Source organism: Blastococcus sp. SYSU DS0669 (assembly GCF_054050895.1).
The window spans coordinates 64,568-89,231 of the sequence record NZ_JBJHAE010000005.1; the positions used below are offsets into that span (position 1 = coordinate 64,568).

A 24,664-nucleotide genomic window follows, 5' to 3' on the forward strand; every position below is an offset into this window, starting at 1 on the left:
GCGGCACCACGTCCGCTACCCGGCGTCCCCGGGCCCCGAACCCGGGGCACCGAGCCGGGCCGTCAGGCCGCGGGCGGTCGCAGCGGCGGGGCCGTCCGCACCCCGAAGACCTCCCGCAGCGCGACGCGGGCCGCGTTGTCCCCGCACATGCCGTGCACGGCGGGCCCGGGCGGGGTGGCCGCCGACGCGAGGTAGGTGCCGGGGACCGGGGTCCGGTAGGGGTTCCAGCGGGGCACGGGGCGGGCGAGCATCTGCCACAGGGACGCCAGCCCGTTGGAGATGTCGCCGCCGACGTCGTTGGGGTTGTGCGCCTCCAGCTCCCGCGGGCTCGTGGTGTGCCGGTCGAGGACCGTGTCCCGGAAGCCGGGGGCGAAGCGTTCGACCTGCGCCTCGATGCGCTCGGTCATGTCGACCTCCGAGCCCGGGGGCACGTGCACGTAGGCCCACAGCACGTGCCTGCCGGCGGGCGCGCGCGTCGGGTCGACGACGGTGGGCTGGGCGGCCAGCACGAACGGTCGCTCCACGTGCCGCCCCTCGGCCGGCGCCGACTCGGCGGCGACCGTCTCCTCGAGGGTGCCCGCCAGGTGCACGGTGCCGGCGCGCCGGACGTCGGGGTCGGTCCAGGGCACCGGCTCCGACAGCGCCCAGTCCACCTTGAACACCCCGGGGCCGCCGCGGTACCTGCCGACCCACCGCCGGTAGCCCTCGTGCACGCGGTCACCGGCCATGCGGACGAACGCCGACGGCGTGGTGTCGAGCAGGACGGCGGGCACGCCGTCGAACTCCCGCAGGTCGGTCACCTCGTGCCCGGTGACCAGCTCGCCTCCCTGCTCCTCCAGCGCGTTCACCATGGCGTCGGCGAGGCGCTGCGAGCCGCCCTCCACCAGCGGCCAGCCCCGGTGGTGGGCGAGCATGCCCAGCAGCAGCCCGAGCCCCCCGGTGATCATCCGGTCGAGCTCCAGCATCCCGTGGGCCGCGGCGCCGGCGAGCAGGGCCCGTGGCTCGTCCGTGCGGAACCAGAGCCGCGTGAGCCGGCCGATGTCCGGCAGCCCGTTGGCGGCGAACCAGGCCAGTGCCGGGATGCCCTGGGTGGGCACCCGGCGGAAGGCGCTGCCGAGGACGTAGTCGACGACGTCGTCCGCGTGCTCGACCAGGGGCTCCAGGAGGCGGCGGTAGGCGGGGCCGTCCGGTCCGAGACCCGCGGCGGTCTCCTGCAGCGACGGGTGGGCGACCGCGGCGCGCCCCCCGTCAAACGGGTGCGCGTAGGGGATCTCCGGCGAGAGCAGCCGCACCCCCCGGGCGGCGAGGTCGAACTCCCGGAAGAAGGGCGCCGCGGCGGCCATCGGGTGCACCGACGCGCACACGTCGTGGGCGAAGCCCGGCCGGGTCAGCTCGGCCGTGCGGAGCCCGCCACCGGGCCGCGGGTTCCGCTCGACGACCTGCACGCGGAGACCGGCGGCGGCCAGCCGCAGCGCCGCCGCCAGCCCGTTGGGCCCCGAACCGACGACGACGGCATCCGGCTTCCCGCTCACCGACCCCATGCTGGGGGAGGGCCCCGCCACCGGCCAGCCGGCGACGGCGGGAGGGCGCGCGGACGTGCAGGTCCACGGGCCGGTGGCTAGGGTCGGGAGCGGCAGCCGAACGGGCCGAGGTGTGCGACCGGAGACCGTGCCTGCACACCCCGGCACCCCGTCCGCCTCCGGCCGGACGGGCCCTGCAGGAGGTGCTCGTGAAGACCTGGCTCGACGCGTGGCCGGTGGTCCGGCAGCTCACCGGCGATGACCCCCTCGGTCGCGGGGACGCCGTGCGCAGCAGGCGGACCGACGCCCTCACCCCTCGCACGGCCACCGCGGACCGGGTCGTGCAGAGCGTCTGCCCCTACTGCGCGGTGGGCTGCAGCCAGCGGGTGTTCGTGGAGGACGAGAAGGTCACCCAGATCGAGGGCGACCCCGACTCGCCGATCAGCCGCGGCCGGCTCTGCCCCAAGGGCGCGGCCAGCAAGAGCCTGGTCACCAGCCCCACCCGCCAGACCACGGTCCGGTACCGCCGGCCGCACGCGACGGAGTGGGAGGATCTCGACCTCGACACGGCGATGGACATGATCGCCGACCGGGTGATCCGCACCCGCCGCGAGACCTGGCAGGACGAGGTCGACGGCAAGCGGGTCAACCGGACCATGGGGATAGCGAGCCTCGGAGGGGCGACCCTCGACAACGAGGAGAACTACCTCATGAAGAAGCTCTACACCGCGCTGGGCGCGGTGCAGGTCGAGAACCAGGCGCGCATATAGCACTCCTCCACGGTCCCCGGTCTGGGGACCACGTTCGGTCGCGGCGGGGCGACGATGCCGCAGCAGGACCTGGCCAACTCCGACTGCATCGTCATCCAGGGCTCCAACATGGCCGAGGCCCACCCGGTGGGCTTCCAGTGGGTGATGGAGGCCAAGGCGCGCGGCGCGACGGTCATCCACGTCGACCCGCGGTTCACCCGCACCAGCGCGCTGGCCGACCTGCACGTCCCCCTCCGGGCGGGCAGCGACATCGCCTTCCTCGGCGGGTTGATCAACCACGTCCTGCAGAACGGCCTGGAGTTCCGCGAGTACGTCGCCGCCTACACCAACGCGGCGGCCATCCTGCGGGAGGACTTCCAGGACACCGAGGACCTCGACGGGCTGTTCTCCGGCTACGACGCGGAGAACGGGCAGTACGACGAGACGACGTGGCAGTACGAGGGCACGTCCGTGACCGCTGCCGCGGGGCAGCGGCAGGCACCCAAGCCGGGGGCGTCGGGCGCGTCGGGCGGCGGGCAGGCCGACGCGCCGGACGCCGAGGAGCACTCCGAGGGCGGCTCGGAGCAGGCGGGGAGCGGCGGGATCCCCGTGGGCGGGAAGCCCCGCCGGGACGAGACCCTGCAGCACCCGAGGTGCGTCTTCCAGGTGCTCAAGCGCCACTACGCGCGCTACACCCCGGAGCTGGTCCACGAGGTGTGCGGCATCGAGCCGGCCGTCTTCCTGAAGGTCGCCGACGCGCTCACCAGCAACTCCGGGCGGGAGCGCACCAGCGCCTTCGTCTACTCGGTGGGCTGGACGCAGCACACCGTCGGCGTCCAGTACATCCGCGCGGCCGGCGTGCTGCAGGCGCTGCTGGGCAACATGGGCCGCCCGGGTGGCGGCATCCTGGCGCTGCGCGGGCACGCGAGCATCCAGGGGTCCACCGACATCCCCACCCTCTACAACATCCTCCCGGGCTACATCCCCATGCCCCACGCCCGCGAGGACCGCGACCTCGACGACTTCGTCGCGGAGGCCTCGGGCTCCGTCGGCTACTGGGGCAACATGCGGACGTACACGGTCAGCCTGCTGAAAGCCTGGTGGGGCGACGCCGCGCAGCCGGAGAACGACTTCTGCTTCGACCACCTGCCCCGGCTGACCGGCGACCACAGCAACTACACGACGATCGCCGAGCAGATCCAGGGCAGCGTGCCCGGCTACTTCCTGGTCGGGGAGAACCCCGTGGTCGGCAACGCCAACGGCAAGATGTCCCGTCTCGGCCTGGCCAACCTCGAGTGGCTCGTCGTCCGCGACCTGCAGATGATCGAGTCGGCGACGTTCTGGCAGAACGGCCCGGAGATCGAGACCGGTGAGCTGGTCACCGAGCAGATCCCGACCGAGGTCTTCTTCCTGCCCGCGGCGGCGCACGTGGAGAAGGACGGCTCGTTCACCAACACCCAGCGGCTGCTGCAGTGGCACTCCCAGGCCGTGGAGCCGCCGGGGGACTGCCGCAGCGACCTGTGGTTCTACTTCCACCTCGGCCGGATCATCCGCGAGAAGCTGGCCGGCTCCACCGACCCCCGGGACCGGCCGATCCTCGAGCTCACCTGGGACTACCCGACCCACGGACCGCTGGACGAGCCCAGCGCGCACGCGGTGCTCCGGGAGATCAGCGGCACCGGGCCGGACGGCACGGCGGTCTCCGGGTACACCGAGCTCGCGGACGACGGGTCGACCAGGTGCGGCTGCTGGATCTACTCCGGCGTCTTCGCCGACGAGGTGAACCAGGCCAACCGCAAGAAGCCGCACACGGAGCAGGACCTGGTGGCGCCGGAGTGGGGCTGGGCGTGGCCGATGAACCGCCGCGTGCTCTACAACCGCGCCTCCGCCGACCCCGAGGGCCGGCCCTGGAGCGAGCGCAAGAAGTACGTCTACTGGGACGAGGATGCGCAGGAGTGGACCGGCCCCGACGTCCCGGACTTCCAGGCCACCAAGCGGCCCGACTTCGTACCCGACGAGGGCGCCACGGCCGAGGACGCGCTGGCCGGCACCGACCCGTTCATCATGCAGGGCGACGGGAAGGCGTGGCTCTTCGTGCCGGCCGGGCTGGCCGACGGGCCGATGCCGACCCACTACGAGCCGGCCGAGTCGCCGGTGCCCAACCCCTTGTACGAGCAGCAGGCCAACCCGGCCCGCAAGGAGCTGCGGGGTGCCTGGAACCGCGCCAACCCGGCGCTGGACGAGACCTTCCCGTTCGTCGTCACCACCTACCGGCTCACCGAGCACCACACGGCGGGCGGGATGAGCCGCACGCTGCCCTACCTCGCCGAGCTGCAGCCCGAGTTCTTCTGCGAGGTCAGCCCCCAGCTGGCCGCGGAGCGCGGCCTCGAGCACATGGGGTGGGCGACGCTGGTGAGCGCGCGCAACGCCATCGAGGCGCGGGTGCTGGTCACCGAGCGGATGCGCCCGTTGCGGGTCGCCGGCCGCGAGGTCCACCAGATCGGGATCCCGTACCACTGGGGCCAGAACGGCATCACGACCGGCGACTCCGCCAACGAGCTGCTCGGTGTGGTGATGGACCCCAACGTGCACATCCAGGAGTCCAAGGTGGCCACCTGCGACATCCGGCCCGGTCGCCGGCCCCGCGGCCCCGCGCTGGTCGAGTTCGTCGAGGAGCACCGCCGCCGGGCCGGGGTGGCGAGCGGACGGCTCGGCCCCAACGGGCGGGCCCCGATCGAGGAGCGGTCATGACGACGATCAGCTCGGCCAGCACCGCGTTCTCCGGCGACGACCCGCACAACCGGCTCTTCGGGCCGGTGCCGGACGTCGCCGGCGAGCGCGGCTACGGCTCTGGTGACGGGGCCGACGACCACCCGCCGCGGGTCGGCTTCTTCACCGACACGTCGGTGTGCATCGGCTGCAAGGCCTGCGAGGTGGCGTGCAAGGAGTGGAACACGCTCCCGATGGACGACGCGGAGGGCAACCGCGCCGAGCTCGGGCTGACCGGGGCGTCGTACGACAACACCGGCATGCTGGGCGCCAACAGCTGGCGGCACGTCGCCTTCGTCGAGCAGAGCCGTGCGGTCGACCTCCCGATGCCGACGGTGGGGGCGCCGGGGACGGCCGGCGGTCAGCGGCCGCTGGAGGACCCACCCGTCGTCCACTCGCGGGTGCCCGCCTCGGCGACCACGGCCGAGCAGAGCGCACCGCAGCAGACGCCGTCGGCGGACCGGGAGATCCGGTGGCTGATGAGCTCCGACGTCTGCAAGCACTGCACCCACGCCGCCTGCCTGGACGTCTGCCCCACCGGCTCGCTGTTCCGCACCGAGTTCGGCACCGTGGTGGTGCAGGAGGACATCTGCAACGGCTGCGGCTACTGCGTGCCTGCCTGCCCCTACGGCGTCATCGACCAGCGGCAGGACGACGGCCGGGTGTTCAAGTGCACCCTCTGCTACGACCGGCTGACCGACGGCCTGCAGCCCGCGTGCGCCAGCGCCTGCCCGACCGAGTCGATCCAGTTCGGCGACCTCGACCAGCTCCGGGCCCGTGCCGACGCGCGGCTGGCGGCGCTCCAGGACAAGGGCGTCGAGGGTGCCCGGCTGTACGGGCACGACGACGCCGACGGGGTCGGGGGAGCGGGCGCCTTCTTCCTGCTCCTCGACGAGCCCGAGGTCTACGGGCTGCCACCGGATCCGGTGGTGACCACGCGCGACCTGCCGTCCATGTGGCGGCACGTCGCCGCGGGCGCGGCGATGGTCGTGGGACTGGTGGCCTCGGCCTTCGCGGGGCGACGCCGGTGACCGCGGCCGAGGGCGTCCCGGGGGAGGGCTGGCGCCGGGCGGACGGCCCACCGGCGCAGGACCGGGAGCGGCGGCGCCGTGCGGGCGGCCGCCCGCCGCGGCCCGGCGAGTCCGTGGTGGGGGAAGCGGAGTTCACCTCCTACTACGGGCGACCGGTGATCAAGCCGCCGGTGTGGAAGACCCCGGACGTGCCGCTGTACCTCTTCCTCGGTGGGGCGGCGGGGACCTCGGCCCTGCTGGGGACGATGGCCGAGCTGACCGGCCGGCCGGCCCTCTCGCGGGCCGCGCACCTGACCGCAGGCGGTGCGGCGCTCACCTCGGTGGGTTACCTGATCCACGACCTGGGGCGACCCGCGCGCTTCCTCAACATGCTGCGGGTCTTCAAGCCGACCTCGCCGCTGTCGGTGGGCTCCTGGGTGCTGGCGCCGTTCAGCGCGCTCGCCACAGCCACGGCCGGCGCGCACCTGCTGGACCGCTTCCCGCGTCTGCGGCTGCTCACCGGGGTGGGCGCGGCGGTGCTCGGCGGGCCGATGACGACCTACACCGCGGCGCTGCTCGCCGACACCGCGGTGCCCTCCTGGCACGAGGCGCACCGGGAGCTGCCGTTCGCGTTCGCCGGCTCGGCGATGGCTGCGGGCGGCGGGATCGCCGCCGCCCTCACCCCCGCGGAGGAGTCCGGGCCGGCCCGGCAGGTGGCCGTGACGGGGGCGGTGATCGAGCTGGCGGCGATGCACCGGGTGGAGCACGGGCACGGCGTGGTGAGCGAGCCGTACCGCACCGGCCGCGCGGGGCGGCTGCTGGAGGTCGCGCGCGCCTGCACGGTGACCGGGACGGCGCTGACGCTGGCCGCCGGCCGACGGCGGGTGCCGGCGGTGCTCGGTGGGGCACTCCTGGCGGCCGGCTCGGCGCTCACCCGGTTCGGCGTCTTCGACGCCGGCATGGCCAGCGCGAAGGACCCCCGGTACACCGTCGAGCCCCAGCGGGCGCGCGCGGCCGCCCGGGACGCCGCGGCCGCCGACGCCGGGTCCTGAGCGGCGCGGTCGCCCCCGGGGACGGCCGCCGGCCTACCCCATCCCGGTGGGGTGCCCGTCGGGCTCCTCGGCCGGGTGGGTGCCGCTGAGGTGGCGCGCGGCGTTGACCAGCCCGACGTGGCTGAACGCCTGCGGGGTGTTGCCCATGTGGCGGCCGCACGCGGTGTCGTACTCCTCGCTGAGCAGGCCCACGTCGTTGCGCAGCCCCAGCAGGCGCTCGAACAGCTGCTCGGCCTCCGCGCGGCGACCGATCCCGGCAAGGGCGTCGACGAGCCAGAAGCTGCAGGCGAGGAAGGTGCTCTCCGCGCCAGGCAGGCCGTCCACCCCGCCGTCGGTGCCGGTCCGGTAGCGCAGCAGGAGACCGTCCTCGGACAGTTCCCGCTGCACGGCCTCCACCGTGCCGACGACGCGGGGGTCACCCCAGTCCAGGAAACCGAACCGCGGGATGAGCAGCAGGGCCGCGTCGAGCCCGCGCGAGCCGTAGAACTGGGTGAACGTCCCCCGCTCGGCGTCGTACCCCCGGGCGCAGACGTCGGCGTGGATCTCCGCCCGGAGGGCCCGCCAGCGGTCCAGCGGCCCGTCGAGCCCGAGGTCCTGCACCGCGTGGACGGCCCGGTCGACACCTGCCCAGGCCATGACCTTGCTGTGCACGAAGTGGCGAGGCCGCCCCCGGACCTCCCAGAGGCTGTGGTCGGGCTCGTCCCAGTGGGACTCCAGGAAGTCCATCAGCCCGCGCTGCAGCGCCCAGGCGTCCTCCGTGCTGGGCAGCCCGGCCAACCGGCCGAGGTGCAGCCCGACGAGGACCTCCCCCCAGACGTCCAGCTGGAACTGGCCCGCGGCGGCGTTCCCGACGCGGACCGGCCGGGAGCCCTCGTACCCGGCCAGCCAGGTCAGCTCCTGCTCGGGCAGCCTCCGGGTGCCGTCCAGGGAGTACATGATGCGGAGTTCGGCGGGGTCGCCGGCCACGGCCCGCAGCAGCCAGTCGCGCCACGCCCTGGCCTCGGCGACGTACCCGCAGCCGAGGAGCGCCTGCAGCGTGAAGGTCGCGTCCCGGAGCCAGGTGAAGCGGTAGTCCCAGTTCCGCACGCCCCCGAGCTCCTCGGGCAGCGACGTGGTGGCCGCGGCCACGATGCCGCCGCTCGGTGCGTAGGTCAGCGCCTTGAGGGTGACCAGTGAACGGCGGACGGCCTCCCCCCAGCGGCCGGTGTAGTTCGAGCGGGCGACCCAGTCGGCCCAGAAGGCCTCGGTGTCGGCCAGGGCCCGGTCGGCCGCGACCGGACGGGGGCGCGGCCGGTACGAGGGGCCGTGGCTCAGGACGAACGGCACCCGGTCCCCGCCGGCGACCTCGAACTCGGCGATCGCCGTCCCGCCCCGCCGTTCCTGCGCGATCGGTGTCCGCAGCCACACCGCATCGGGCCCGGCGATCGCCACCAGGTCGCCGTCGTCGTCCTCGTGAACCCAGGGCCGCACGTGCCCGTAGTCGAACCGGGGGCGCAGCTCCGACCGCATGCGGACCCGGCCGGACCGCCCCTCGACGAGCCGGACGACCTCGGCCCCCTCGCCGCGGACAGGCATGAGGTCGACGACGCGGACCGTGCCCTCGGCGGTCTCCCACACGGTCTCCAGGATCAGCGAGTCACCGCGGTAGCGCCGGTGGGTGCACGGTGCCCCGTCGGCCGGGCCGAGCTGCCAGCGCCCCGCCCGCTCGTCGTCGAGCATCGCGGCGAAGCAGGCGGGTGAGTCGAACCGGGGCAGGCACAACCAGTCCATCGACCCGTCGCGGCCCACGAGCGCAGCGGTCTGCAGGTCACCGATGACCGCGTAGTCCTCGATCCGTGGCGCCATCGTCAGCGGGTACGGCGCCACGCGGCCAGCCCCGAGGCGACTGCCCCGGCGCCGAGCGCGGCCAGCGTGCCGTGGTGTCGGCCGGCCCAGATCTGCGGGTCCCAGGAGCGGGTCCGGTGGCGGAAGCTGCCCTGCGCCCCGAAGTCCCGCCCATCGCGCCCGTCGGCCGGCTCCCACAGGTTCACCGGGTCGTCGGGCGAGGCCTTCTCGCCCCGCTGCTGCCCGTCGTAGCCGTTGCGGGCCAGGTAGCGGTCCAGGAACTGCGGCCAGACCTTGTTGCCGAGGATCGTCCACACCGTCGGGTTGCCGACCCACCACGCGCGCCGCCGCGGGTGCTCGCTGGCGTGGACGATCGCCTCGGCCATCATGTCGACGGGGTAGATCGGCGGCACCGGCTGGGGACGCTCGGGAAGCTTGTTGAGCACCCAGTCGAACTGCGGGGTGTTGACGCCGGGCAGGTTCACCATCGTCACGTGCACGTTGCTGCCGTCGTGCCGGAGCTCGGTGAGCAGCGACTCGGTGAAGCCCTTGATGGCGTGCTTGGCGCCGCAGTAGACGCTCTGCAGGGGGATGCCGCGGTAGGCGAGCGCCGAGCCGGTCTGCACGATGACGCCGCGGTCGCGGGGCTTCATCCGCCGCAGCGCCGACATCGTCCCGTGCACGAAGCCCAGGTAGGTGACCTGGGTGACGCGCTCCCACTCGGCGGCGGTGATCTGCTCGAACGGCGCGAAGACCGTGCTGAACGCGACGTTGCACCAGACCTCGATCGGCCCGAGTTCGTGCTCGACCCGGCTCGCCGCGGCGTCCACGGCGGCCGCGTCGGCGACGTCGACCGGGATCACCAGCGGGGTCCCGCCGGCGGCCCGGACGTCCGCCGCGGCTCCGGCCAGGCCGGTCTCGCCCCGTGCCAGCAGGGCCACCCGGTCACCCCTCCGGGCGAAGGCGACCGCGGTGGCCCGGCCGATCCCACCGCTGGCCCCGGTCACGACGACGACCCGGCCGCCCCCGGCTGCTCCCGTTCCGCGCACGGCAGACACCTCCCGCGTTCGGCGCGGCGCGGGCCGGGCCCGGCCGCACGATGTCGGCGCAGCGCTCCGCGGCGCCGTCGGTCCCCCTCCGATGTGTTCGACGGGCTCCGGCGGCAAACCCCGTTCCGGGGGCTCGGAGGACCTCCGTCAGTCGCCGGCGGCCTCGTCGGGGGCGTGGTCGTTGCCGCCGAACACCCGGGCGGCGACCTCGCGCCGGGTCGCGGTCAGCCAGCTGTGCTGCCGGTTGGCCTGCTCCACCAGGCCGTCGAGCAGCTCCTTGTCCAGGCGCTCGTCGGCGTCGGCGACTTCCCGGAGGGTCTCGAAGCCGCTGCGCTTGGCCCGGACGGCGGAGGCGAGGAACTCGAACTCCACGAGGTCGCTGAGGGGGGACCGGGTGAGGACCCGGCCGTTGAGCTTCAGCCGGGACACCTTCTCGCCGAGCCACAGCGCGACCTGCTTGTGCCGCTGGACCGGCAGCCCGAGGGCCTCCATGATCCCGCGCAGCGCGGCCTTCTCCTCGTGGAGCTCGGTGAGCAGCTGTTCCAGCCTCGGCGCGTACTCGGTCCCCTCGTGCACGCCCAGCATCCGCCGGACCAGTTCGATGCCCCCGGTGGAGGCGGCCAGGTGGTCGTTGCAGTAGATCGCCAGCAGATCGAGGTTGTGCAGGCCGGCGGGGGGGTGGGACACGGGACCTCCAGGGACGAGCGGCTCCCCACAGTGTCGTCGCCGACGTGGTGCCGCGCGCGAGGTCGCCGCAGGCGGGCCGCGGAGGCGTGTATGGTGGTAGCTACCGACGCGGGGTGGAGCAGCTCGGTAGCTCGCTGGGCTCATAACCCAGAGGTCGCAGGTTCGAATCCTGTCCCCGCTACCACCACGAAGGCCCGGTCACCCTGGTGACCGGGCCTTCGCGCATCTGCCCGCGGCGGTCTCGCGGAGGTGTGTTGTGTGTCACCACGACTCTCTCTAACGTGCGAGGCACGAACGCCGCCCAGGGAGGACCGCTCGTGTCCGTCGACGCCGCACCAGCACCGGGAACCGCTCCGCAGCCGCGCAGGGTGGGCGCCGCCGACCTCGGCATCGACCTGTCCGACCGCGACTTCTGGTCGCGCCCGCCGACCGAGCGGCACGCCGTCTTCGACCGGCTCCGCGCCGAGCGGCCGTTCGCCTTCTTCGCCGAGCCGGAGATCCCGAACCTGGCCAGCGGCCCGGGCTACCACGCGATCACCCGCTACGCCGACCTCGAGGCGATCAGCTCCCAGCCCGCCGTCTTCTGCTCGGGCGAGGGGGCGGTGTCCATCCAGGACATCCCTGCCGACCTCAACGAGTTCTACGGCTCGCTGATCAGCATGGACGACCCGCGGCACGCCAAGATCCGCCGCATCGTGGCCAAGACGTTCACGCCCCGGATGCTGGAGCGGGTCGTCGACTCGGTGGCGGGCATCGTCGACGAGGTCCTGGCGCAGGTCCGGCGGAAGGCGGCCGCGGGCGACGGCACCTTCGACGTCGTCGCCGACCTCGCCGCACCCATCCCGCTGCGGGTCATCTGCGACATGATGGGCGTGCCCGAGCAGGACCGGGCGATGGTGCTGGCCAGGTCCAACGTCATCCTCTCCGGCGGCGACCCGGAGCTCGTGGAGGACGAGGACGACCCGCTCACCGGCGTCCTGATGGCCGGCATCGAGCTGGCCGCGCTCATGGAGCGGCTGGCCGCGGAACGGGTGGAGCAGCCCAGGGACGACCTCACGACGGCCCTGGTGACCACCGACGTCGACGGCGAGCGGCTGACCCACCAGGAGATCGCCTCGTTCTTCATCCTGCTGCTGGTGGCGGGCAACGAGACCACCCGCAACGCCATCTCGCAGGGGCTGCTGGCGCTGCAGGAGCACCCGGACCAGCGGGCCCGCTGGGTCGCCGACCCGGGCCTGACCCGCACCGCGGTCGAGGAGATCGTGCGCTGGACCAGCCCGATCACCTGGATGCGGCGCACCGCCACCCGCGACGGGGAGCTCAACGGCTACCGGTTCGCCGCGGGGGACAAGTTCCTCCTCTTCTACGCCGCCGCGAACCGCGACCCCGCGGTCTTCGCCGATCCGCACCGCTTCGACCTGGCACGCGACCCCAACCCGCACGTCGGGTTCGGGTCGAAGGGACCGCACTTCTGCCTGGGCGCGCACCTTGCCCGGCGGGAGCTGGCGGTCACCTTCGCCCGGGTCTTCGAGCAGCTGCCCGACCTCGAGGTCACCGGACCGCCCGCCCAGCTCCGGTCGTCGTTCGTCAACGGGCTCAAGCGGCTCCCGGCCCGGCTCACGGAGCGCCCGTGAGCCGCCTGGAGGCCGACCTGGAGCGCTGCGTGGGGGCCGGCGCCTGCGAGGCGCTGGCGCCGGACCTCTTCGAGGTGGGCGACGAGGGGACGGTGACGGTCCTGCGGCCGCACCCGGAGGGCAGTGAGCTGCGCGACGCCGAGGAGGCGGTGCGGCAGTGCCCGACCCGCGCCCTGCAGCTCGTGGCGGAACAGCCGGCTCCCGCCCGAGGTTGACCGCGGGCATGGAGACCACCGTCACCGACGTCCCCGAGTCCGACCGCTTCGAGATCCGCGACGGCGACCGCGTGCTGGGCCTGGCCGCCTACGAGCGCCGCGGCGACACCCTGGTGTTCACCCACACCGAGGTGGACCCGGACGCCGGGCAGTCCGGCCTGGGCAGCACGCTGGTCCGGGCCGCCCTCGACGAGGTGCGCTCACGCGGCGGGTCGGTGGTGCCGCGCTGCTCGTTCGTCGCCGGCTGGATCGAGCGGCACCCCGACTACGCCGACCTCGTCGCCGATCCGGAGCGCTGACGGCCCCGTCCCGAGGCTCGCCGCGAGCGGTGAGGAGGACGGGGTCCTCCTTCACAGGACCTTGGTGCCGTACATCTCCCCGAGCGGGTCGGCGATGAGCTCGATGCGGGCGCCGTCGGGGTCGCGGAAGTAGACCGACACCCCGCTGTGCACCTCGTGCTCGACGCCGGTCTCGGTGAGCCGGCCGACGAGCTCCTCCCAGCGCTGCGGGTCGACGCTGATCGCCATGTGGTGCAGGCCGCCCAGCACCTCCGCGTAGGGCCCGACGTCCAGGCCGGGGAAGTCGAAGAACGCCAGCAGGTTGCCGTTCCCGATGTCGAAGAAGAAGTGCGAGGACCCCGGGTAGTCGCGGTTCTCGATCAGCTCCGTCAGCGGGAAGCCGAGCACGTCCTGGTAGAAGCGCACGGTCCGCTCGACGTCGCTGCTGATGAGCGCCGTGTGGTGCAGGCCGCGGGCGGTGGAGGCCGGGCGGGATCCGGCCGGGCGCAGGTGTGCGGCGCGGATCCGGTCGCGCTCGGCCTCGAGGGCCGGTAGGTCGCGGTCGCGGTCGGTGGTGGTCACGGCGGCTCCTCGTGGGTCAGGGGTGACCGGCACAACCCCTCGGACCCGCTTCCCCTTCCCAGCGGGTGCCGGCCGGGCGCCCGGCTGCGAAGGTGGAGGTCGTGCGTGTTCTGGTGGCGGGTTGGTTCAGTTTCGACGAGGTGATCGCCACCGTCGGCGACGAGCTGGGAGCCGATGCCGTCACCGGTTGGCTGACCGAGCTCGGCGTCGACCACGACGTGGCCTGGGCGCCCTACCTGGAGCGGGGGGTGCACTGGCGGGACGTCGACCCGGCCGACTACACCCACCTGGTCTTCACGACCGGCCCCATCGGCGACCTGCCGCCCCTGCCGGAGCTCACCGCGGCGTTCGCGGGCGTCCGGCGCTGGGCGGTCAACGTCTCCGTCGTCGACGACTCGGCCGGCGAGATGTTCGACGCCGTCTGGGAACGCGACGCCGCGGGGGTGACCCGGCCGGACCTCGCGATCGAGGTCCCGGTGGCCGATGCCCCGGTGCTCGCGGTGGCGTTCGCCCCGGTGCAGGGGGAGTACGGCGAGCGCAGCCGGGCCGACCGGGTCCGCGGCGTGATCGAGGAGTGGCTCGCGGCCCGGGCCCTGCCGTGGTTCCCGATCGACACCGACCTGTACGACAAACCGCATCCCCGCCGCCCCGCCCAGGTGGAGGCCCTGCTGCGGCGGTGCGACGCCGTCGTCAGCATGCGGCTGCACGGCCTGGTCCTCGGGCTCAAGCACGACCGACCGGTCATCGCGTGCGACCCGATCGCCGGCGGTGCCAAGGTCACCGGCCAGGCGCGCGCGCTGGAGTGGCCGCTGGTGCTGGACGCCGAGGAGGTCACCGCCGAGGTCCTGGACGAGGCGCTGTCCCGCTGCCTGTCCGGCGAGCTCGCCGGAGCGGTGGCCCGGTCCCGGAGCCGTGGCGCCGCTGGGAGCGAGGACGCGCGGCGGTGGTTCACCGAGCGGCTGGGGCGCTGAGCGGCCGCTGCGCCAGGGCGAACCGCCGCTCCACCTCCGCCGGGACGGGCCGCCGCTGCCGCAGCGCAGCGGGCAGCCGGCGGGCCCAGCCGCGCAGCGCTGCCCGCGCCGCGGGATCCGACAGCGCCCGCCGCGCCAGCCGGCCCGTCGCGGCCAGCGCCACCGGCAGCGGGCGGCGCAGCCAGTCGACGAGCAGGTCGTTGCGGGTCTGCAGCGCCCACCGCTGCGGCGCGACGACCGGGGGACCGGCCGGGTCGTGCCAGGCGGCGACGTCGTCGGCGTAGCTCTGCTGCCAGCCCGTCGCCGCGAGGTCCAGCGCCAGCAGGTGCTCCTCGCCGCCGAAGAACAGCAGCGGCGAGAACCCGCCGACCGACAGGTACGCCTCCCGGCGGACGACCGTGGCGAAGGCCGGGTAGCTCAGCACGTCGGGCCCCGGGCTGCCGGGCGTCGTCCCCAGCACCGCGGCCCGGTGCTTGCGGGTGACCGCGTCGAGCGACCCGTCGGCGGCCATCCGCACGCGGCCGGCGATCAGGGCGACCCGGGGGTGGTCGTCGAGCAGGTCGGCGGCGCGGTCGAGGGCGCCCGGCTCCCACCAGGAGTCGTCGTCGGCGAAGGCGACGTAGGGGCTGCCGGCCCGCTGGACGCCGACGGTGCGGGCCACCGCCCCGCGGTTCTCCGGCAGCTCCACCACGGTCACGCCCGGGTGCCCGGCGCGCACGGCGGCCGCCGTGCCGTCGGAGGAGCCGTTGTCGACGACGACCACCGGGTGGGCGTCGCCGTCGAGGCGGGCGAGCGACCGGAGCAGGGAGCCCCGCCGGTTCCGGGTGGCGACGACGACGGTCAGGCGCGGGGAGGTCACCCGCTCCTCCGTACCGTGCCGGCGTCGTCCTCGAACGCCCCCGACGGCGTGGGCTGCGAGGGCGGCCACCGGTTGCCCCCGGGCCAGTCGGTCTGTGCCCCGCCGGCGTGGGCAGAGAGCGACCGCTCCGGAGGGGCCTCTGGGCTCCTCACCCCCGTCCGATGGCTCGCGCGCTGCGTGCGAGGGGGACGACCACGGGGTCCTCGCCATGCCGGGATAGCTTTGCCGGGAGCACCCGAGGAGGACCACCGTGATCGAACTCCGCACCCCAGGCGAGCTGGACGCGATGCGCGCCGCCGGCGCGGTCGTCGCCGACATGCACGCCGCGGTGCGGGCGATCGCGGCGCCGGGCGTGCGGCTGACCCAGCTCGACGCCGTGGCCCGCGACGTCCTGGCCGACGCCGGCGCCACCTCGCCCTTCCTGGGCTACGCACCGCTGTCCACCACCCCGCCGTTCCCCGGGGTGCTGTGCCTGTCGGTGAACGACGTCGCGCTGCACGGCATCCCGACCCCCGAGGTCCTCGAGGACGGCGACCTGCTCAGCGTGGACGCCGGTGCGGTGCTCGACGGCTGGGTCGGCGACGCCGCGATCACCTTCCCGGTGGGCACGCCGCGGCCCGAGGACCTCGCGCTGGTGGCCACGACCGAGCGGGCGCTGGAGGCCGGGATCGCGGCGGCCGTCGTCGGAAACCGCGTGGGCGACATCTCCGCCGCGATCGGCGCGGTCGGCCGGGCCGGCGGGTGCGGCATCAACACCGACCAGGGCGGGCACGGGGTGGGGCGCACCATGCACGAGGCGCCCTCGGTGCCCAACGAGGGCCGCGCCGGCCGGGGCGTGCCGCTGCGCGCGGGGCTGGTCATCGCGATCGAGCCCTGGTTCCTCGCCGGCGGCTCCGACGACTACACCGTGGACGCCGACGGCTGGACCCTGCGCAGCGCCGACGGCAGCCGGGCCGCGCACGTCGAGCACACGGTCGCGGTCACCGAGGACGGCCCCAGGATCCTCACCGCCCCGCGCTGAGAGCCGCCGCCGCGGCGCTCCAGCGGGCCGTACGGTGCAGGCCGTGATCCTCGAGCACGCAGAGCTGTCCGTGACCCCTGGCCGCGAGGACGAGTTCGAGGCGGCGTTCCGGTCCGCAGCCCCGATCATCTCCGCCACACCGGGCTTCCGGCGGCTGATGCTGTCCCGGTGCGTGGAGCGGGAGAACGTCTTCCTCCTGCTCGTCGAGTGGACCAGGATCGAGGACCACACCGAGGGCTTCCTCGGCTCGCCGGGATACCAGGAGTGGCGGCGCCTGCTGCACTCCTTCTACGACCCGTTCCCCGTGGTCGAGCACTTCCACCCGCTGTTCATCGTCGGGCCGACCGCACCGGGGTCCTGAGGGTCAGCCCAGCGCCTGCTCCAGGTCGGCCAGGAGGTCGTCGGCGTCCTCGATGCCGACCGAGAGCCGCACGAGGTCGGCCGGCACCTCCAGCGGGGACCCGGCGGCGCTGGCGTGGGTCATCCGGCCCGGGTGCTCGATCAGCGACTCGACGCCGCCCAGGGACTCGGCGAGCGTGAAGAGCCCGGTGCGCTCGCAGACGGCCAGCGCCGCCTCCTCGCCGTCCCGCAGCCGGAACGACAGCATCCCGCCGAAGCCCGACATCTGCTTCGCCGCGATCGCGTGGCCGGGGTGCTCGGGCAGGCCCGGGTAGAGCACGGAGGCGACCGCCGGGTGCCCGAGCAGGAAGTCGGCGATCCGCGCGGCGTTGGCGCAGTGCCGGTCCATCCGGACGCCGAGGGTCTTGATGCCACGCATGAGCAGCCAGGCGTCGAAGGGGCCGTTGACCGCGCCCATCGCGTTCTGGTTGTAGGCCAGCCGCTCGCCGAGCTCCGCGTCGCCGGTGACCAGCGCCCCGCCGACGACGTCGGAGTGACCACCCAGGTACTTGGTGGTCGAGTGCACGACGACGTCGGCGCCGAGGGTGAGCGGCTGCTGCAGGTAGGGCGAGGCGAAGGTGTTGTCGACGACGAGGACCGTGCCGGTCTCGCGCGCGATCCCCGCCAGTGCGGCGACGTCGGCGAGGTTGAGCAGCGGGTTGGTGGGCGTCTCGCACCAGATCACCCGGGTGGTCTGCGGCGCGCAGGCCTCCCGGACGGCGTCGAGGTCGCCGAGGTCCATCGGCCGGTAGCCGACTCCCCACGGCTCCAGCACCCGGGAGATGAGCCGGAAGGTCCCGCCGTAGGCGTCCCCGCCCAGGACGATCGAGTCACCGGGCCGGCACACCGTGCGCAGCAGGGCGTCCTCGGCGGCGAGGCCGGAGGCGAACGCCAGCGCCGTGGTGCCCTGCTCGAGCGCCGCGAGCTGCGCCTGGAGCGCGTCGCGGGTCGGGTTGCCGCTCCGGCTGTACTCGTAGCCGCCGCGCAGCCCGCCGACGCCGTCCTGCTTGTAGGTGGTCGTGAGGTGCAGCGGGGGGATCACCGCGCCGGTGGCCGGGTCGGGCTCCTGCCCGGCGTGGATGGCGCGGGTGTTGAAGCCGGTCATGGCCCGACCGTAGGGGTGATCCCCGCCAGGTGCCCGAGCACGTCCTGCCGGGTGACCACGCCTGCCGGCTTGCCGTCGACGTGCACCAGGAGCGCGTCGGCCGACCCCAGCTGGGCCACCGCGGCGCTGACCGCCTCGCCCGAGCCGACGATCGGCAGCGGCGGGCTCATGTGCTTCTCCACGCGGTCGGCGAGGGAGGCGTGGCCGGTGAAGAGCGCGTCGAGCAGCGTCTTCTCGTCGATGGAGCCGACGACCTCACCGGCGGTCACCGGCGGCTCGGCCCGGACCACGGGCAGCTGGCTGACCCCGTACTCGCGCAGGATGTCGATGGCGTCGCGGACGGTCTCGTTCGGGTGGGTGTGCACCAGCGTCGGCGTCTCGCCGGACTTGGTGTGCAGCAGCTCGCCGACGGTCTCCCCGCCGGTGGCCTCGACGAAGCCGTAGTCGGCCATCCAGGCGTCGTTGAAGATCTTGCCCAGGTAGCCCCGGCCGCCGTCGGGCAGCAGCACCACGAGGACGTCGTCCTTCGTGAGCCGCTCGGCCACGCGCAGTGCGGCGACCACGGCCATGCCGCAGGAGCCGCCGACCAGCAGCCCTTCCTCGCGGGCGAGCCGGCGGGTCATGGCGAAGGAGTCGCCGTCGGAGACCGCGACGATCTCGTCGGCGACCTCCCGGTCGTAGGTGCTGGGCCAGAAGTCCTCGCCGACGCCCTCGACCAGGTACGGACGGCCGGTGCCGCCGGAGTAGACCGAGCCCTCGGGGTCGGCGCCGACGACCTGCACCCGGCCCGCCGAGGCCTCCTTGAGGTAGCGGCCGACGCCGCTGATCGTGCCGCCGGTGCCGGCCCCGGTGACGAAGTGGGTGATGCGGCCGTCGGTCTGCGCCCAGATCTCCGGCCCGGTCGTCTCGTAGTGCGAGCGCGGGTTGTTCGGGTTGGAGTACTGGTCGGGCTTCCAGGCTCCGGGGGTCTCCCGGCTGAGCCGGTCGGACACCGAGTAGTACGAGCGCGGGTCGGCGGGGTCGACGGCGGTCGGGCAGACCACCACCTCGGCGCCGTAGGCCTTGAGCACGTTGATCTTCTCCTGCCCGACCTTGTCGGGGCAGACGAAGATGCAGCGGTAGCCGCGCTGCTGGGCGACCAGCGCCAGGCCGATGCCGGTGTTGCCGCTGGTCGGCTCCACGATCGTGCCGCCCGGCTTCAGCTCACCGCTGGCCTCGGCGGCGTCGACCATCCGCACGGCGATCCGGTCCTTCACCGAGCCGCCGGGGTTGAGGTACTCGACCTTGGCCAGCACCAGCGGCGCGTCGGGGCCCAGGCCGCGGGTCACCGACGACAGCCTGACCAGCGGGGTGTTGCCGACCAGGTCGACGACGGACTCGGCGTACTGCACGGTGGCGTCCTCCTCGGAGCCGGGCCGGCCGCGTCGCCGGCCCGGTCTGGCGTCCATCCCACCAGACGGGGCGGGGTCAGGGCTTGAGGACCACCTTGGTGCAGTCGTCCTCCTTGTCCCGGAACATCCGGTAGCCCCGCGGCGCCTGGTCCAGCGGCAGCGTGTGCGAGATGAGGAAGGTGGGGTCGATCTCGCCGTCGCGGATCTTCTCGTACAGCGGCTTCAGGTAGCGGTGCACGTGGGCCTGGCCGGTGCGCACGGTCAGCGACCGGTTCATGAGCGAGCCGACCGGGAACTTGTCCATCAGCCCGCCGTAGACCCCGATGATCGAGACGGTGCCGCCGTTGCGGCAGGCCATGATCGCCTCGCGCAGCGCGTGCGGCCGCTCGGTCTCGGCCATCACCGCCGTCTTCGCCCGGTCGTAGGCGTCGACCGCGGCGGTGGGGTGGGTGGCCTCCAGCCCGGCCGCGTCGATGCAGCCGTCGGGCCCGCGGCCTGCGGTGAGCTCGTTCAGCGCATCCAGGACGTCGACCTCCTCGTAGTTCAGGACGTCGGTGGCGCCGGCCTCGCGCGCCTTGTCGAGCCGGTAGTCGAAGCGGTCGATGGCGATGATCCGCTCGGCGCCCAGCATCTTCGCGCTGGCCACCGCGAACAGGCCGACGGGCCCGGCGCCCCACACCGCGACGACGTCGCCGCCGGAGATGTCGCACATCTCCGCGCCCATGTAGCCGGTGGGGAAGATGTCGGTGAGGAAGAGGACCTGCTCGTCGGTCAGGTCGTCCTCGACCTTCAGCGGGCCGACGTCGGCGAACGGCACGCGCGCGTACTCGGCCTGGCCACCCGGGTAGCCGCCCACCAGGTGCGAGTAGCCGAAGATGCCGCAGGGTGAGTGGCCCCAGAGCTTCTCGGCCATGCCCGCGTTCGGGTTGGAGTTCTCGCAGACGGAGAACAGTCCGCGCTCGCAGGCGTTGCACGCGCCGCAGGCGATGGGGAACGGCACGACGACGCGGTCGCCGACGCGCAGGTTCGAGACGCCCTTGCCGACCTCGACGACCTCGCCCATGAACTCGTGGCCGAGGATGTCGCCCTTCTTCATCGTGGGGATGAACCCGTCGTACAGGTGCAGGTCGGAGCCGCAGATCGCGGTGGAGGTGATCTTCACGATCGCGTCGCGGTCGTTGAGCAGTACGGGGTCGGGGACCTCGTTGACCTCGACGTGGTTCTTGCCCATCCACTGGGTGGCGCGCACGGGGGTGGTCCTTCCGGGAGTCGGCGGGGTCAGGAGCGGGGCGCGGCGGGCTGCTGCTTCGCCATCCGGCGGGCCAGCGGCCCCTCGGGGGTGCCCTCGGAGCGGACCACCTGCCCGGTCTCGAGGATCTGCTTGAAGCGCGCCAGGTCGTCGCGGATCTGCTGGTCGGGGGCCTCGCCGAACAGCTTCGCCACGGCCTTGCCCGCCTTGCCGCCGGGCTGCGCGTAGGCCAGCCGCACGCGCACCTCGGTGCCCTGGTCCCCGGGGGCCGGGCGGAACTCGACGACGCCGGCGTTCTCGATGTCCGCGCCGGGCAGCGAGCGCCAGCGGATCCGCTCGCCGGGGGACTCCTCGACCACCTCGGCCTCCCACTGCACGGTGCGCCGGCCCGGCGCCTCGGCCACCCAGCGCCAGCGCCCGACGCCGGTGGTGCTCACCTCGCGCACGTGCGCCATGAACTCGGGCAGCCGGGAGAAGTCGTGCCAGCGCGCGTAGACGTCGTGCGGCGGCTTGTTCACCGTGGTGGCCGCGGAGACGTCGATCGCGCTCTTCCACGGGGCCGAGGTCGGCAGCAGCTCGCGGGCGTCGGTGCGGCTGCCCCGCCGCTTCGCGCGCACGGCGGTGAGCAGGTCGAGGACGGCGAGCCCGGCGACGGCGACCGTGGCGTTGCGCAGCCGGCGCCCGCGCTCCCCACCGCGGTGCGAGAGGGCCACCCCCATCGCCGTGAGGTCGACGGCGTCGCCGGCCACCCGGGTCCAGGCCCAGCCCGGCCGGCCGGCGAGCAGCGGCAGGGCGTGCAGCAGCTCGCGGGCGCCGACGAGCGGGATCACCGAGAGCGCGGTCGCCGAGTCGTCGACCCCGGAGAACCGGGCGACGCCCTTCGGGTCGCGCAGCATCGCGACGCCCAGGCCGGTGCTGGCGAGGCCCAGGACGCGGGCGCTGCGGCGCGGACCGGGACGGGTGCGGCTGGAACTCATCGGGGTCCTCCGGTTCGATCGGTGCCCGCTCCGGCTACCCGTCGACCCGGCAAAGAAACGGCGGCGGTGGCGGGCGCGACCGCGGACGGGCCAGGATGCGGGGCATGCCCGCCGCCCCGCCCTCCGCCGTCCCCACCCGCACGCTCGGCCGTGACGGGCTTCCCGTCTCCGCTGTCGGTCTGGGCTGCATGGGCATGAGCCAGATGTACGGCGCCGCCGACCGCGCGGAGTCGATCGCCACCGTGCACCGGGCGCTCGAGCTCGGCGTGACCTTCCTCGACACCTCCGACGTCTACGGCAGCGGCCACAACGAGGAGCTGGTGGGGGAGGCGATCGCCGGGCGCCGGGACGAGGTCCAGCTGGCGACGAAGTTCTCCCTGTCGCGCACGCCGGACGGCGGAGTGCGGATCGACGGCCGCCCCGAGAACGTGCGGGCCTGCGCGGAGGCGAGCCTCCGCCGGCTCGGCGTCGAGGTGATCGACCTCTACTACCAGCACCGGGTGGACCCGCGGGTGCCGATCGAGGACACCGTCGGTGCGATGGCCGAGCTGGTCGCCGAGGGGAAGGTGCGCCACCTCGGGCTGTCGGAGGCCAGCGCCGCGTCGATCCGCCGGGCGGTCGCCGTGCACCCGATCGCGGCGCTGCAGAGCGAGTGGTCGCTGTGGACCCGCGACCTCGAGGAGGAGGTGCTCGGGGTCGTGCGGGAGCACGGCATCGGGATCGTGCCGTTCAGCCCGCTCGGCCGCGGCTTCCTGACCGGGGCGATCCGCAGCCCCGAGGACTTCGGCGCGGACGACTGGCGGCGCGGCCACCCGCGCTTCACCGGCGAGGCGTTCGCGGCGAACCTCCGGCTGGTCGACGCCGTCCGCGAGCTCGCAGCGGAGAAGGGGGTGACGGCCGGCCAGCTGGCGCTGGCCTGGGTCCTCGCGCAGGGCGACGACGTCGTGCCGATCCCCGGCACGAAGCGCCGGTCCTACCTGGAGGAGAACGTCGCCGCGGCCGCCGTCGAGCTCTCGGCCGGGGACCTGGCCCGGCTCGACGCGATAGCCCCGCCGGGCGCGGCCGTCGGCGGGCGGTACGTCGACAGCAGCTACGCCTACGGCGACAGCCCGGAGCGCTGACCGGCGCCGTGGGCGGGGTGTTCCTCGGCGCGGACCTCGGGACCAGCGGGCTGAAGCTCGTCGCGCTGGACGACGGCGGCGCGGTGGTGGCCGAGGCCGAGTTCCCGTACGGCTACGACCGGCCGGCCCCGGACCGCGCCGAGATCGACGTGGCGGTGTGGCGGCGCGCCCTGGACCGGGCGCTCGCCGAGCTCGCCCCGGCGCTCGGGGGCGCGCGGGTGCGGGCGCTGGGGTTGTCGGGCCAGATGCACGGCACCGTGCTGGTCGACGCCGCCGGTGCGCCGGTGCGGCCGGCGGTGCTCTGGCCGGACGCCCGGGCGAGCGGTGAGCTGGCCGCCTGGCGGGCGCTCCCCGCGGCCGACCGCGCCGCGCTGGCCAACCCGCTCGTACCGGGGATGACCGGGCCGGTGCTGGCCTGGCTCGCCCGCCACGAGCCCGAGGTCCTCGACCGCGCCGCAGTCGTGCTGCTGCCCAAGGACGCGCTGCGACTCAGGCTCCTGCCGGGCAGCCCGCCGGTCACCGACCGCAGCGACGCCTCCGGGACGCTGCTCTGGGACGTCCCCGCGGACGGCTGGTCGCCCTCGGCGACCGCGGCCGCGGGGGTGCCGCCGCGGCTGCTCCCCGCGGTACGGCCCGGCAGCGAGGTGGTGGGCGTCGCGGCGCTGCCGCTCGGGGAGGTGCCGGTCGTCGTCGGTGCGGCGGACACCCCGCTGGCCCTGCTCGCGGCGGGCACGGTCACGGGGCTCCTGGTGAACCTGGGCACCGGCGCGCAGGTGCTGCGCCCGGACTGGTCCCCGCGTCCGGTCGAGGAGCCGGCGGTGCACGGCTACGCCGACGCGCAGGGCGGCTGGTACGCGATGGCGGCGCTGCGCAACGGGGGCTCGGCCTGGGCCTGGGTGTGCGGCGTCCTCGGCCTCTCCTGGCCGGAGCTGTTCGCGGCCGCGGCGTCGGTGCCCGACGCGGGAGGTGCGGTCTTCCGGCCCTTCCTCACCGGCGAGCGCGGCGGCGTGGCCGGGCCCGGGGACCGGGCCGGGTGGGACGGCCTGCACCCGGGGACCACGCGGGCGCACCTGGCGCGGGCGGCGGTCGAGGGCGTCGTCCGGGCGGTGGGCGCCGCGACGGCGCTGCTCGGGCCGCCCGACGACGGCGTCCCGGTGGTGGTCACCGGTGGCGGCGCCCGGACCGGGCTCGTGCAGCAGCTGCTCGCCGACGAGCTGCGGCGCCCGGTGCGCGTGCTGCACCTGCGCAGCGCGTCGGCCGTCGGCGCGGCGCTGCTGGCCGCCCGAGGTGCCGGCGCGGATGTCGTCCCCGCACGCGTGGCCGGCCCGGTGGTGGAGCCGTCCCGCGCCTGATCAGGACGGCGGGACCGGCGGGGACGAGGTCAGCTGGTGGACCGTCTCGGTCTGCCCCAGCCGCTCCAGGGCGGCGTCGTGCAGCCGGCCGTTGGTGGCCAGGGCGCTGCCGCCGGCGGGCCCGGGGACGCCGGTGACGTCGGTGAACCGGCCACCGGCCTCCCGGACGATCACGTCCAGCGCCGCCAGGTCCCACAGCGACACCTCGGGCTCGCAGGCGATGTCGACCGCGCCCTCGGCCAGCAGCACGTAGCTCCAGAAGTCGCCGTAGGCGCGGGTGCGCCACACCGAGCGGGTGAGGTCGAGGAAGCCGTCGAACCCGCCGCGCTCCTCCCAGCCCGAGAGGCTGGAGTAGCTGAGGCTCGCGTCACCGAGCTGCGACACCTCCGACACCCGGCAGCGGGTGGCCGACTCCAGCCGGCGCCCGGTCCAGGCGCCGACGTCCTTGGCCGCCCACCACCGCTTGTTCAGCGCGGGCGCCGAGACCAGGCCGACCACCGCCTCGTCGCCGTCGAAGAGCGCGATGAGGGTGGCCCAGACCGGCACCCCGCGGACGAAGTTCTTCGTCCCGTCGATCGGGTCGAGCACCCACCGGCGCGACCCGTGGCCGGTCGTGCCGAACTCCTCGCCGAGGACCGCGTCCCGGGTGCGTGCGCGGCCGAGCGTGATGCGCAGCTGCTCCTCGACGGCCCGGTCGGCGTCGGTGACCGGCGTCAGGTCGGGCTTGGTGTCGACCGTGAGGTCCTGGGCCTTGAACCTGTCCATGCTGATCGAGTCGGCCTGGTCGGCCAGCACGTGTGCCAGCCGCATGTCCTCTGAGAAGCCCCGACCCGACGTCATGGGCACCCAA

21 protein-coding genes, 1 tRNA gene and 1 pseudogene are annotated in these 24,664 nt (G+C 74.5%); 12 read left to right on the top strand and 11 right to left on the bottom strand.

Features of this window, described 5'->3' with window-relative positions; genetic code table 11:
• Nucleotides 1–62 precede the first annotated feature (62 nt).
• Nucleotides 63–1,541 (bottom strand): phytoene desaturase family protein, encoded by a 1,479-nt coding sequence (locus ACI792_RS07665; protein WP_456602072.1) that lies wholly within the window; start codon nucleotides 1,539–1,541, stop codon nucleotides 63–65.
• Nucleotides 1,542–1,723: 182 nt separating this feature from the next.
• Between ACI792_RS07665 and fdh the strand changes: the two are divergent.
• The 3 genes and pseudogenes from fdh to nrfD all read left to right on the top strand — a co-directional run bounded on the left by fdh (nucleotide 1,724) and on the right by nrfD (nucleotide 7,100).
• Nucleotides 1,724–5,020 (top strand): annotated as a pseudogene (gene fdh, locus ACI792_RS07670) (formate dehydrogenase).
• Complete coding sequence (locus tag ACI792_RS07675; RefSeq protein WP_456602073.1) at nucleotides 5,017–6,069, top strand: 4Fe-4S dicluster domain-containing protein; 1,053 nt, start codon at nucleotides 5,017–5,019, stop codon at nucleotides 6,067–6,069. The pseudogene fdh and the gene ACI792_RS07675 overlap by 4 nt, the downstream one beginning before the upstream one ends.
• Nucleotides 6,066–7,100 (top strand): NrfD/PsrC family molybdoenzyme membrane anchor subunit, encoded by a 1,035-nt coding sequence (gene nrfD / locus ACI792_RS07680; RefSeq protein ID WP_456602074.1) that lies wholly within the window; start codon nucleotides 6,066–6,068, stop codon nucleotides 7,098–7,100. Before ACI792_RS07675 ends, nrfD begins: the two co-directional genes overlap by 4 nt.
• A gap of 33 nt (nucleotides 7,101–7,133) precedes the next feature.
• On the opposite strand, the gene ACI792_RS07685 is transcribed toward nrfD, so the two are convergent.
• From ACI792_RS07685 to ACI792_RS07695, 3 genes are all read right to left on the bottom strand, one after another.
• Nucleotides 7,134–8,945 (bottom strand): glycoside hydrolase family 15 protein, encoded by a 1,812-nt coding sequence (locus ACI792_RS07685; RefSeq protein ID WP_456602075.1) that lies wholly within the window; start codon nucleotides 8,943–8,945, stop codon nucleotides 7,134–7,136.
• Between the two features lie 2 nt (nucleotides 8,946–8,947).
• Nucleotides 8,948–9,973, bottom strand: coding sequence for an SDR family oxidoreductase (locus tag ACI792_RS07690; RefSeq protein WP_456602076.1), 1,026 nt, complete (start codon nucleotides 9,971–9,973; stop codon nucleotides 8,948–8,950).
• A gap of 147 nt (nucleotides 9,974–10,120) precedes the next feature.
• Entirely contained in the window at nucleotides 10,121–10,660 is a 540-nt protein-coding gene (locus ACI792_RS07695; protein WP_456602077.1) for a hypothetical protein, read from the bottom strand.
• 107 nt (nucleotides 10,661–10,767) lie between these two features.
• Between ACI792_RS07695 and ACI792_RS07700 the strand changes: the two genes are divergently transcribed.
• The 4 genes from ACI792_RS07700 (at nucleotide 10,768) to ACI792_RS07715 (ending at nucleotide 12,808) form a co-directional block, all read left to right on the top strand.
• Nucleotides 10,768–10,844 (top strand) — tRNA-Met (locus ACI792_RS07700).
• A gap of 184 nt (nucleotides 10,845–11,028) precedes the next feature.
• A complete protein-coding gene (locus ACI792_RS07705) occupies nucleotides 11,029–12,294 on the top strand; it encodes a cytochrome P450 (protein WP_456602078.1) in 1,266 nt (421 codons plus the stop codon).
• Entirely contained in the window at nucleotides 12,291–12,509 is a 219-nt protein-coding gene (locus ACI792_RS07710; RefSeq protein ID WP_456602079.1) for a ferredoxin, read from the top strand. Before ACI792_RS07705 ends, ACI792_RS07710 begins: the two co-directional genes overlap by 4 nt.
• Before the next feature lie 8 nt (nucleotides 12,510–12,517).
• Nucleotides 12,518–12,808 (top strand): GNAT family N-acetyltransferase, encoded by a 291-nt coding sequence (locus tag ACI792_RS07715; protein ID WP_456602080.1) that lies wholly within the window; start codon nucleotides 12,518–12,520, stop codon nucleotides 12,806–12,808.
• A 51-nt stretch (nucleotides 12,809–12,859) separates the two neighbouring features.
• Here the strand turns inward: ACI792_RS07715 and ACI792_RS07720 are convergent, their stop codons facing one another.
• Nucleotides 12,860–13,369 carry a VOC family protein gene (locus ACI792_RS07720; RefSeq protein ID WP_456602081.1) on the bottom strand — a complete coding sequence of 170 codons (510 nt, stop codon included), beginning with the start codon at nucleotides 13,367–13,369 and terminating at the stop codon, nucleotides 12,860–12,862.
• Between the two features lie 101 nt (nucleotides 13,370–13,470).
• Here ACI792_RS07720 and ACI792_RS07725 point away from each other — a divergent pair, with 101 nt between their 5' ends.
• Entirely contained in the window at nucleotides 13,471–14,340 is an 870-nt protein-coding gene (locus ACI792_RS07725) for a polysaccharide pyruvyl transferase family protein (protein WP_456602082.1), read from the top strand.
• On the opposite strand, the gene ACI792_RS07730 is transcribed toward ACI792_RS07725, so the two are convergent.
• Complete coding sequence (locus tag ACI792_RS07730) at nucleotides 14,318–15,199, bottom strand: glycosyltransferase family 2 protein (protein WP_456602083.1); 882 nt, start codon at nucleotides 15,197–15,199, stop codon at nucleotides 14,318–14,320. The two genes, ACI792_RS07725 and ACI792_RS07730, sit on opposite strands and share 23 nt — an antisense overlap.
• A gap of 250 nt (nucleotides 15,200–15,449) precedes the next feature.
• Here ACI792_RS07730 and map point away from each other — a divergent pair, with 250 nt between their 5' ends.
• Both map and ACI792_RS07740 read left to right on the top strand, forming a co-directional pair.
• The gene (gene map, locus ACI792_RS07735) at nucleotides 15,450–16,220 is read left to right on the top strand and encodes a type I methionyl aminopeptidase (protein WP_456579235.1); all 771 of its coding nucleotides are present in this window, start codon (nucleotides 15,450–15,452) and stop codon (nucleotides 16,218–16,220) included.
• 43 nt (nucleotides 16,221–16,263) lie between these two features.
• Nucleotides 16,264–16,581 carry an antibiotic biosynthesis monooxygenase family protein gene (locus ACI792_RS07740; RefSeq protein WP_456602084.1) on the top strand — a complete coding sequence of 106 codons (318 nt, stop codon included), beginning with the start codon at nucleotides 16,264–16,266 and terminating at the stop codon, nucleotides 16,579–16,581.
• A 3-nt stretch (nucleotides 16,582–16,584) separates the two neighbouring features.
• Here the strand turns inward: ACI792_RS07740 and ACI792_RS07745 are convergent, their stop codons facing one another.
• The 4 genes from ACI792_RS07745 to ACI792_RS07760 are packed head-to-tail and all read right to left on the bottom strand — an operon-like array spanning nucleotide 16,585 to nucleotide 21,341.
• Nucleotides 16,585–17,724: a cystathionine gamma-synthase gene (locus ACI792_RS07745; protein ID WP_456602085.1), complete on the bottom strand. Its 1,140-nt coding sequence runs from the start codon at nucleotides 17,722–17,724 to the stop codon at nucleotides 16,585–16,587.
• Nucleotides 17,721–19,172 carry a cystathionine beta-synthase gene (locus ACI792_RS07750; protein ID WP_456602086.1) on the bottom strand — a complete coding sequence of 484 codons (1,452 nt, stop codon included), beginning with the start codon at nucleotides 19,170–19,172 and terminating at the stop codon, nucleotides 17,721–17,723. Before ACI792_RS07750 ends, ACI792_RS07745 begins: the two co-directional genes overlap by 4 nt.
• A 19-nt stretch (nucleotides 19,173–19,191) precedes the next feature.
• The gene (locus ACI792_RS07755; RefSeq protein WP_456602087.1) at nucleotides 19,192–20,364 is read right to left on the bottom strand and encodes a zinc-dependent alcohol dehydrogenase; all 1,173 of its coding nucleotides are present in this window, start codon (nucleotides 20,362–20,364) and stop codon (nucleotides 19,192–19,194) included.
• Between the two features lie 29 nt (nucleotides 20,365–20,393).
• A complete protein-coding gene (locus ACI792_RS07760; protein ID WP_456602088.1) occupies nucleotides 20,394–21,341 on the bottom strand; it encodes an SRPBCC family protein in 948 nt (315 codons plus the stop codon).
• 104 nt (nucleotides 21,342–21,445) lie between these two features.
• Between ACI792_RS07760 and ACI792_RS07765 the strand changes: the two genes are divergently transcribed.
• Entirely contained in the window at nucleotides 21,446–22,462 is a 1,017-nt protein-coding gene (locus ACI792_RS07765; protein ID WP_456602089.1) for an aldo/keto reductase, read from the top strand.
• Between the two features lie 8 nt (nucleotides 22,463–22,470).
• The gene (locus tag ACI792_RS07770) at nucleotides 22,471–23,814 is read left to right on the top strand and encodes an FGGY family carbohydrate kinase (protein WP_456602090.1); all 1,344 of its coding nucleotides are present in this window, start codon (nucleotides 22,471–22,473) and stop codon (nucleotides 23,812–23,814) included.
• On the opposite strand, the gene hisN is transcribed toward ACI792_RS07770, so the two are convergent.
• Nucleotides 23,815–24,624: a histidinol-phosphatase gene (hisN, locus tag ACI792_RS07775; RefSeq protein WP_456602091.1), complete on the bottom strand. Its 810-nt coding sequence runs from the start codon at nucleotides 24,622–24,624 to the stop codon at nucleotides 23,815–23,817.
• Nucleotides 24,625–24,664 lie beyond the last annotated feature (40 nt).